This window comes from Gaiella sp. (assembly GCF_035558935.1).
Classification (GTDB): domain Bacteria; phylum Actinomycetota; class Thermoleophilia; order Gaiellales; family Gaiellaceae; genus Gaiella.
This window is the reverse complement of the sequence record NZ_DATMBZ010000066.1, coordinates 1-7375: the sequence shown is the minus strand read 5'-3', so window position 1 is coordinate 7375 and position 7375 is coordinate 1. Positions and strand designations below refer to the sequence as shown.

Here is a 7375-nt window from a genome sequence, read left to right as displayed (position 1 = left end):
TCATCGAGCGGAACATCCCCATGGGAGGCGCAGTGTAGCTCCGACGGGATTTGCAGCCGTTTTCAGCGGTCAGCCGAGAAGCGCGGGAGCGTTCTCCTCGAGCATGTCGATCAGCAACGCCCCGGGAAGGCCGACGACGTTCAGGTAGTCGCCCTCGATCCGCTCGACGAGGCGGCCGCCGAGGCCCTGGATCGCGTAGCCGCCCGCGCGGCCCTCCCACTCCCCGCTCTCGACATAGCGCTCGACGGCGGTGTCGTCGAGCCCGCGGAAGGTGACCAGCGTCTCCGCGTGCTCGACCGTCTCGTGAGCGCCGGCGATCAGGCAGAGGCCCGAGAGCACGGTGTGGGTGCGGCCCTCGAGCTCGCGGAGCATCGCCCCTGCTTCCTCGGCGTCGCCCGGCTTCGGGTAGATCCGGGCGCCGAGGTGCACGGTCGTGTCGACGCCGAGCGTCGTGTTGCCCGGCTCGTGGACGGAGCGCGCCTTGCCGAGCGCATGCTCGCGGACGAGCGAGACGGGATCGGCGTCGGGCGGGTCGTGCTCGACGTAGCGCGGCGGGACGACCTCGAACGGGATGCCGAGCTGCGCCAGGATGGCGCTCCGCTGAGGCGAGGTCGAGGCGAGGACGAGCGGTGCCGTCACCGCGGCTTCGCGGCGACCCAGATCTCTTCGGCCGGCCACTTCCGCGACCACTCCGCGGAGAACGCCCCGTAGTACTCGTGATCGCTCGCGTCGTCGGGCGCGTAGAGCTCGACGAGGTCGACCACCTCGAAGCCCGTACGGCGGAGGAGCCGGAAGAGCTCGCCGTGCGGGAGCTGCCACTCGACCCCGACTTCGTCGGGCCACTCCAGGCGGCCGAGACCGCGCTGCGGGCGCAGGAGCGTCTCGCCGGGCGGCCCTTCGACCTCGGGCGCGCAGAGGATCGAGAGCGTCGAGTTGCGGAGAAACCAGAGGCGGCCGCCGGGACGGAGCAGCCGGTACGCCTCGGGAAGCCAGCGGTGCGGGTCGCACCAGATGCTCGCGCCGTACTCCGAGACGGCGAGGTCGAAGCTCTCCGACTCGAGCGGGACGTCTTCGGCGCTCGCCTCGACGAGCGGGAACTCGAGTTCGAACTCGGCCTGGCAACGGCGCGCCGTCTCGAGCTGGGCGGGCGTCACGTCGACGCCGACCGGCCGCGCGCCGCGTCGCGCGAGCCAGGCGGAGACGTAGGCCGTGCCGCAGCCGAGCTCGACGACGTCGAGGCCGTCCACGTCGCCCAGTGTGTCGATCGACGCCTCGGGAACGCCGAAGACGCCCCAGGTGATCTCCTCACGCGACCACGCGCCGCTCGCGCGCGCGTCCGTGTACTCGGCGTTCGCCTGCGTCCAGTCCTCGCGGTTGCGTCGCGCGTCGTCCGAGAGCTCGCCCACCGCGAGGGTCAAAGCAGCCCGTCGGGGAAGAACAGCCTCAGCTCTCGGCGGGCGCTCGCGGTCGAGTCCGAGCCGTGCACGACGTTCTCGGAGAGCAGCGTTGCAAGGTCCCCCCGGATCGTCCCCGGAGCGGAGTCGGCCGGGTTCGTCGCGCCCATCAGGCCCCGGACGCCCGCGATCGCATCCTCGCCGCGGACGGCGAGCGCCAGCACGGGACCGGAGGTGATGAAGTCGACGAGGTCGCCGAAGAACGGCTTGCCCCGGTGCTCGGCGTAGTGCTCGCGGGCGAGAATCTTCGAGACCTTCAAGAGGCGCGCGCCTCGGAGGTCGTAGCCCCGCCGCTCGAAACGGGCGACGATCTCGCCGCAGAGACCTCGCCGGACGCCGTCCGGCTTCACGAGCACGAGTGTCGTCTCGACCGCCATGCGGCCGCGGAGTCTAGTCGGCGCGTCGAGTGCGTCGCAGGCGAACCGGCTGCAGGACTTCCTCACCCGTCACGACGCCCGGCGGCACCGGCGTCGCGCAGTACGGGCAGACCTGCCAGATGGGCTCGAGCGGCGAGCCGCACTCCTCGCACGCCTGCTTGAGCCGCGTGGTGCAGACGGGGCAGACGAGGTACGACGGGTCGACGGCGCCGCGGCACACAGGGCAGCGGAGGTCGCGCTCGGCCAGCTGGTCCTCGATCGCAGCCATCTCGAGCTCGCGCTCCCGGACGTCGTCGAGGTACTCCGGCGGCCGGAAGAGCATGTAGATCAGCGGCCCGAGAAAGGGCGGGACCGCGCCGAGAAGCGTGGCCATCCCGACGAGCCACGGATCCTCGATCCGCCGGCGCGCGTCCTTGTAGACCCAGTACACGGTCGCGGCCCAGAAGACGAGCAGGAGAAACAGCGCGAGGTTCCGCAGCACGCTCCAGGTGCTCGAGTCGAAGAAGCTGTCTGCTGCGACGATCATGAGAGGAGGAGCTTGCCGAGGATATACCCGACCGCAAACGCCGATCCCACGATCGCCAGGAGCACCACGAGGGCGAACACGAGCACGGTGATGCTCTCCCTCGCGGTCGTCCTCATGTGGGCCTCTCGAGGTCGGCCAGGAGATAGAGCGAGCCGGTGACGAGAACGGGCTCGCCGAGCCGATGCGCGAGTGCCAGCGCCGCGTGAGGGTCGGGCTCGGGCTCGACGACCCGGAAGAACGCCGAAGCGCGCCGAGCGAGCTCGTCCGCCGGGAGCGCGCGGTCGTTCGAGGAGCGGCACGCGACGAAGCGCCGGCCGAGCGCCGCCAGCCCCCCGAGCATCCCGTCGACGTCCTTGTCGGCGAGGATCGACGCCATGATCGTGTAGTCGTCCGCAGGCAGATGCTCCACGAGCCACCGGATGCCCTCGACGTTGTGGGCGCCGTCACGCATCTCGCCCGGACGCCGTTCTAACCGGCCCGGGAGCATGACCCGGTCGAGAACGCCCGGGTCCACCTCACGACCGAGGAACTCCTCTGCTGTGGCGAGGGCGAGCGACCCCGACCCGCCCGCCCGGACGAGCACCGTGCCGGCGCCCGCCGCGCGCGCCAGCGGCTCCCACTCCGGCTCGCCGAGCACCACCGTGCACCCGGGATGGACGACGGCGAGCTTCTCCGCCGCGATCGCCTCGCGCGTCGAGCCGAGCACGTCCGTGTGCTCGAGCGAGACGTTCGTGAGCACGACGACGCGCGTCTCGTCGAGCACGTTCGTCGCGTCGTGCCGGCCACCGAGCCCCGCCTCGACGACGGCTGCCTCGACCTCGGCCTCGCGGAACGCGACGAACGCGGCCGCCGTGAGGGCCTCGAACTGCGTCGCCTCGAACCGCTCGGCCGCGGGGCGCACGGCCGCAAGCGCCGTCTCGAGGTCAGGTTCGGCGCCGTCCACGCGGACGCGTTCGGCCCACGACCGCACGTGTGGCGACAGGTAGGCGCCGACACGGAGGCCCGCGTCCCGGAGCAACTCCTCGACCATCCGCGTCGTCGTCGACTTGCCGTTGGTGCCGACGACGTGCACCGCCGGGAGCCCCGCCTGCGGATCGCCGAGCGCCGAAAGGAGCGCGCGCATCCGATCGATCCCGAAGCCGTCGCGCGGCCAGGGCGACAGACTCTCGAGCCAGGCAAGGTTGTTCATGGTCGTCTAGGTGCAGAGTGCCGCCGCGGGCGGCGCTATGCGCCCGGCCCGAGCAGCGCCAGCTCTCTCCGATACCGCTCGAGCTTCGTCCGCTCGCCCTCGACGACGTCGGCGGGCGCGTTTGCGACGAACCGCTCATTGGCCAGCATGCCCTCCGCGCGCGCGATCTCCTTGCCGAGCCGGACGCGCTCGGCCTCGACGTCCCCCGCGTCGCGGCGCCGCTCCGGCCGCACCACGGCCGCGAACACGCGACGCTCCTCCTCGGTGCCGAGCTCCACCGCGACGCCGCTTCGGCGGAACACCTGCGCCGCCTCCTTGACGCGGTCGAGCGCGTCGAGCGCGTCGGCGTGTCTCCCGTCGGGCTCGGGCCACGGCGACACGATCAGCGGCGCCGTCCGGCCGGGGAGGTGCGACCAGATCTCCTCGGTCACGTGCGGCATGAGCGGGTGCAGGAGCGTCAGGAGCGTCTCGAGCGCCGCGAGCGCCGTCGCGCGGCTGTCCTCGTCACCGTCGTTCAGGCGCGGCTTGACGGCCTCCGCGTACCAGTCGCAGAAGTCGTCGAACGTGAGGTGGTAGAGCACGCCGGTGGCCGACGCGAAGTCGAAGCGCGCCCATGCGTCCTCGACGGCGGCGCGGGCGGCGTCGAGCCGGGCAAGGATCCACCGCTCCTCGAGCGCGGCCGGGCGCGCCTGCGGGGTGACGCCTTCCGCGTGCTGGAGGATCAGCCGCGCGACGTTCCAGAGCTTGTTCGCGAGCTTGCGCCCCTCCTCGATGGCGCCCACCGCGTAGCGGACGTCCTGCGTCGAGGAGATCTTGAGCAGCCCGTAGCGGGTCGCGTCGGCGCCGTGCGCCTCGATCGGCTCCATCGGGTCGACGCCGGTGCCGAGGCTCTTCGACATCCGGCGACCGTCTGCCGCAAGGACCGTCGAGTGGATGATCACGTCGGTGAAGGGAATCCCGCCGAGGAGGAAGAGCCCCGAGAAGATCATGCGGTTCTCCCAGAGGCGGATGATCTCGCGCGCCGTCGAGTTGACGTCGCCCGGGTAGTACCGCGCGAGCTCGGGCGTCTCGGCGGGCCAGCCGAGAGTCGCGAAAGGCCAGAGCGCCGAGGAGAACCACGTGTCGAGAACGTCGGGGTCGCGTTCGAGCTCGCCCGAGCCGCACTCCTTGCACGCCGCGGGGGGCGGCCACGTGCAGGTGAGATGCCCGTCCGGGCACTTCCAGATCGGGATCTGGTGGCCCCACCAGAGCTGGCGCGAGACGCACCAGTCGGGCGCCTGCTCGAGCGACTCGCTCGCAAAGCGATGTTGGCTCTCCGGGTGGAACCGGACGCGCCGCTCGCGGAGCGCCTCGAGGGCGGGCGCCGCAAGGCCGTCCATCTCGCACCACCACTGCGGCGACACGAGCGGCTCGATGCGCGAGTGGCAGCGCTCGCAGGTGCCGACCGAGTGACGGTACGGCTCGCGTTTCTCGACGAGCCCTCGCTCCTGCGCCCAGGCGATCACCCGCGCGTCCGCTTCCTTCTGCTCGAGGCCCTCGAAGCCAGGAGCGATCATCCGGCCGTCCGGGCCGATCACGGTGAGCGTCTCGAGCTCGTGGTCGCGGCCGATCTCGAAGTCCGTCGGGTCGTGTCCCGGAGTCACCTTGACCGCGCCCGTCCCGAACTCGGGATCGACGCGTTCGTCGGCGATCACGGGAACGCGGCGCTCGACGACCGGCACGACGACCTCGCGACCGATCGCGTCGCGGTAGCGCGCGTCGTCGGGATGGACGGCCACGGCGACGTCGGCGAGCATCGTCGCGGGGCGCACGGTCGCGACCGCGATCCCTCCGTCCCCCTCGAGGAACGGATAGCGGACGAACGACAGCGTGTCGTCCATCTCGACGTGCTCGACCTCGAGGTCCGAGATCGCCGTCTGGTGGTAGGGGCACCAGTTGACGATCCTGTTCGCGCGGTAGATCCACCCCGCGTCCCAGAGGCGTACGAAGAACGTCATCACGGCCTCGACGTAGCCGTCGTCCATCGTGAACCGCTCGCGCGAGTAGTCGAGCGAGGCGCCGAGGCGGCGGTATTGGCCCATGATCGTGCGGCCCGTCTCGCCGAGCCAGCGCCAGGTGCGCTCGAGGAACGCGTCGCGGCCGACCTCCTGCCGCGAGGTGCCCTCGGCGAGCAACTGCTTCTCGATCACGTTCTGCGTCGAGATGCCGGCGTGGTCGTAGCCGGGCTGCCAGAGCGTGTCGAAGCCGCGCATCCGGTGCCAGCGGATCAGCACGTCCTGGATCGAGCCGTTCAGCGCATGGCCCATGTGCAGCTCTCCGGTCACGTTCGGCGGCGGCACGCAGATCACGAACGACTCGTCGCGGCGTCTTCCTGCGCCGGCGGCGTAGAGGCCCTCGGCCTCCCACCTCTCCTGCCAGCGGCGCTCGACGCTCCCGGGCTGGTACAGCGGCTCCATGGCGGGGGAGTCTAGGGGCGCGCGCTCTGGGGTTGCGGGCTCTGGCGTGGCTTCAGCCTCGCCCCGGAGCCCCCAGTGACTCAGTCCCGAAGGACGAGGATGGTGCTCGTCGCGTGGGCGAGGAGTCGGCCTTCGCGGTCCTCGAGCCGCGCCTCGGTCGTGACCACCGTCCGTCCCGGGTGGACGACCGTCCCGGTGCAGCGCACGGGGCCGGTCTCAGCTGTGATCGCGCGCGTGAAGTTCGCCTTCAGCTCGAGCGTCGTCCAACGAGTGCCCGCGTCCGCCGTCGACACGAAGGCGGTGCCCATCGCGGAGTCGAGGAGCGTCGTCGCGAAGCCCGCGTGGACGGTGCCGATCGGGTTGTAGTGCTCCTCACCCGGGACCGCTTCCCACACGACGCGGCCGGCCTCGACCTCGACGAGGTGCATGCCCATCAGGTGGGCCATCGGCGGGTAGGGCACCTCGCCCGAGATCGTGCGCCGTAGCGCCTCGACCCCGGGCAGCGTCGACAGGCCCGACAGGGTCTCGGCAGGGTCGGACCACGTGAACGTGCGCGAGCGCGACTCCGCCACGAGGCGGCTCAGGCGGTGCCGTCGGCGACCGCGCCGAGCTCCTCGTCCGGCACGCCGTGCGTTACGAGGGTCGGCTTGAGGCCGCGCGAGATCGTCTCGCGCGTGATGACGCACTTGGACACGTCGCGCCGCGAGGGCAGCTCGAACATCACGTCGAGCAGGGCGCCCTCGATGATCGAGCGGAGGCCGCGCGCGCCGGTCTCGCGCTCGAGCGCACGGTCGGCGATCTCCCAGAGCGCGTCGTCGGTGAAGACGAGCTCGATCGTGTCGTACCCGAAGAAGCGCTGGTACTGGCGGACGAGCGCGTTCTTCGGCTCGGTGAGGATGCGGACGAGGTCGTCGCGCCGCAGCTGGTGCACGGCCGAGACGACGGGCAGGCGCCCGATGAACTCGGGGATGAGGCCGAAGTTCATGAGGTCCTCGGGCATCACCTGCGAGAGAAGCTCGGCCGACTCCTCGGCGTGCTTCGAGCGCACCTCGGCGCCGAAGCCGACGGCGTTCTTGCCGATCCGCCGCGCGATGATCTTGTCGAGCCCCGCGAACGCGCCGCCGCAGATGAAGAGCACGTTTGTCGTGTCGATGGTGAGGAACTCCTGGTGCGGGTGCTTTCGCCCGCCCTGCGGCGGCACCGAGGCGACGGTGCCTTCGAGGATCTTGAGCAGCGCCTGCTGGACGCCCTCGCCCGAGACGTCGCGCGTGATCGACGGGTTGTCCGCCTTGCGCGCGATCTTGTCGACCTCGTCGATGTAGATGATCCCCGTCTCGGCCTTCTTGATGTCGAAGTCGGCCGCCTGGATCAGC

Annotated in this window: 8 protein-coding genes; all 8 read right to left on the bottom strand. The window is 71.2% G+C overall.

The window, feature by feature from the left end; genetic code table 11:
* Positions 1-69 precede the first annotated feature (69 nt).
* Positions 70-639 carry a nucleoside triphosphate pyrophosphatase gene (locus VNM44_RS07000; RefSeq protein WP_325624167.1) on the bottom strand — a complete coding sequence of 190 codons (570 nt, stop codon included), beginning with the start codon at positions 637-639 and terminating at the stop codon, positions 70-72.
* Positions 636-1406 (bottom strand): class I SAM-dependent methyltransferase, encoded by a 771-nt coding sequence (locus tag VNM44_RS06995; RefSeq protein WP_325624164.1) that lies wholly within the window; start codon positions 1404-1406, stop codon positions 636-638. Before VNM44_RS06995 ends, VNM44_RS07000 begins: the two co-directional genes overlap by 4 nt.
* A gap of 8 nt (positions 1407-1414) precedes the next feature.
* The gene (gene ndk, locus VNM44_RS06990; protein ID WP_325624162.1) at positions 1415-1831 is read right to left on the bottom strand and encodes a nucleoside-diphosphate kinase; all 417 of its coding nucleotides are present in this window, start codon (positions 1829-1831) and stop codon (positions 1415-1417) included.
* 13 nt (positions 1832-1844) lie between these two features.
* Complete coding sequence (locus VNM44_RS06985) at positions 1845-2357, bottom strand: zinc ribbon domain-containing protein (RefSeq protein WP_325624160.1); 513 nt, start codon at positions 2355-2357, stop codon at positions 1845-1847.
* A gap of 112 nt (positions 2358-2469) precedes the next feature.
* A complete protein-coding gene (locus tag VNM44_RS06980) occupies positions 2470-3546 on the bottom strand; it encodes a bifunctional folylpolyglutamate synthase/dihydrofolate synthase (protein WP_325624158.1) in 1077 nt (358 codons plus the stop codon).
* Positions 3547-3581: 35 nt separating this feature from the next.
* On the bottom strand, positions 3582-6002 hold the full coding sequence (locus VNM44_RS06975; RefSeq protein WP_325624154.1) for a valine--tRNA ligase: 2421 nt from the start codon (positions 6000-6002) through the stop codon (positions 3582-3584).
* Positions 6003-6082: 80 nt separating this feature from the next.
* Positions 6083-6574, bottom strand: coding sequence for a PaaI family thioesterase (locus tag VNM44_RS06970; RefSeq protein ID WP_325624151.1), 492 nt, complete (start codon positions 6572-6574; stop codon positions 6083-6085).
* A gap of 8 nt (positions 6575-6582) precedes the next feature.
* Positions 6583-7375, bottom strand: a 793-nt coding sequence (gene clpX, locus VNM44_RS06965) for an ATP-dependent protease ATP-binding subunit ClpX (protein WP_325624149.1), incomplete at its 5' end; no start/stop codon positions are given.

Coding starts and splice junctions, on each gene's coding strand:
- VNM44_RS06985 (WP_325624160.1), bottom strand. CDS start 2,357: ATGATCGTCGCAGCAGACAGCTTCTTCGACTCGAGCACCTGGAGCGTG.
- VNM44_RS06980 (WP_325624158.1), bottom strand. CDS start 3,546: ATGAACAACCTTGCCTGGCTCGAGAGTCTGTCGCCCTGGCCGCGCGAC.
- VNM44_RS06975 (WP_325624154.1), bottom strand. CDS start 6,002: ATGGAGCCGCTGTACCAGCCCGGGAGCGTCGAGCGCCGCTGGCAGGAG.
- ndk (WP_325624162.1), bottom strand. CDS start 1,831: ATGGCGGTCGAGACGACACTCGTGCTCGTGAAGCCGGACGGCGTCCGG.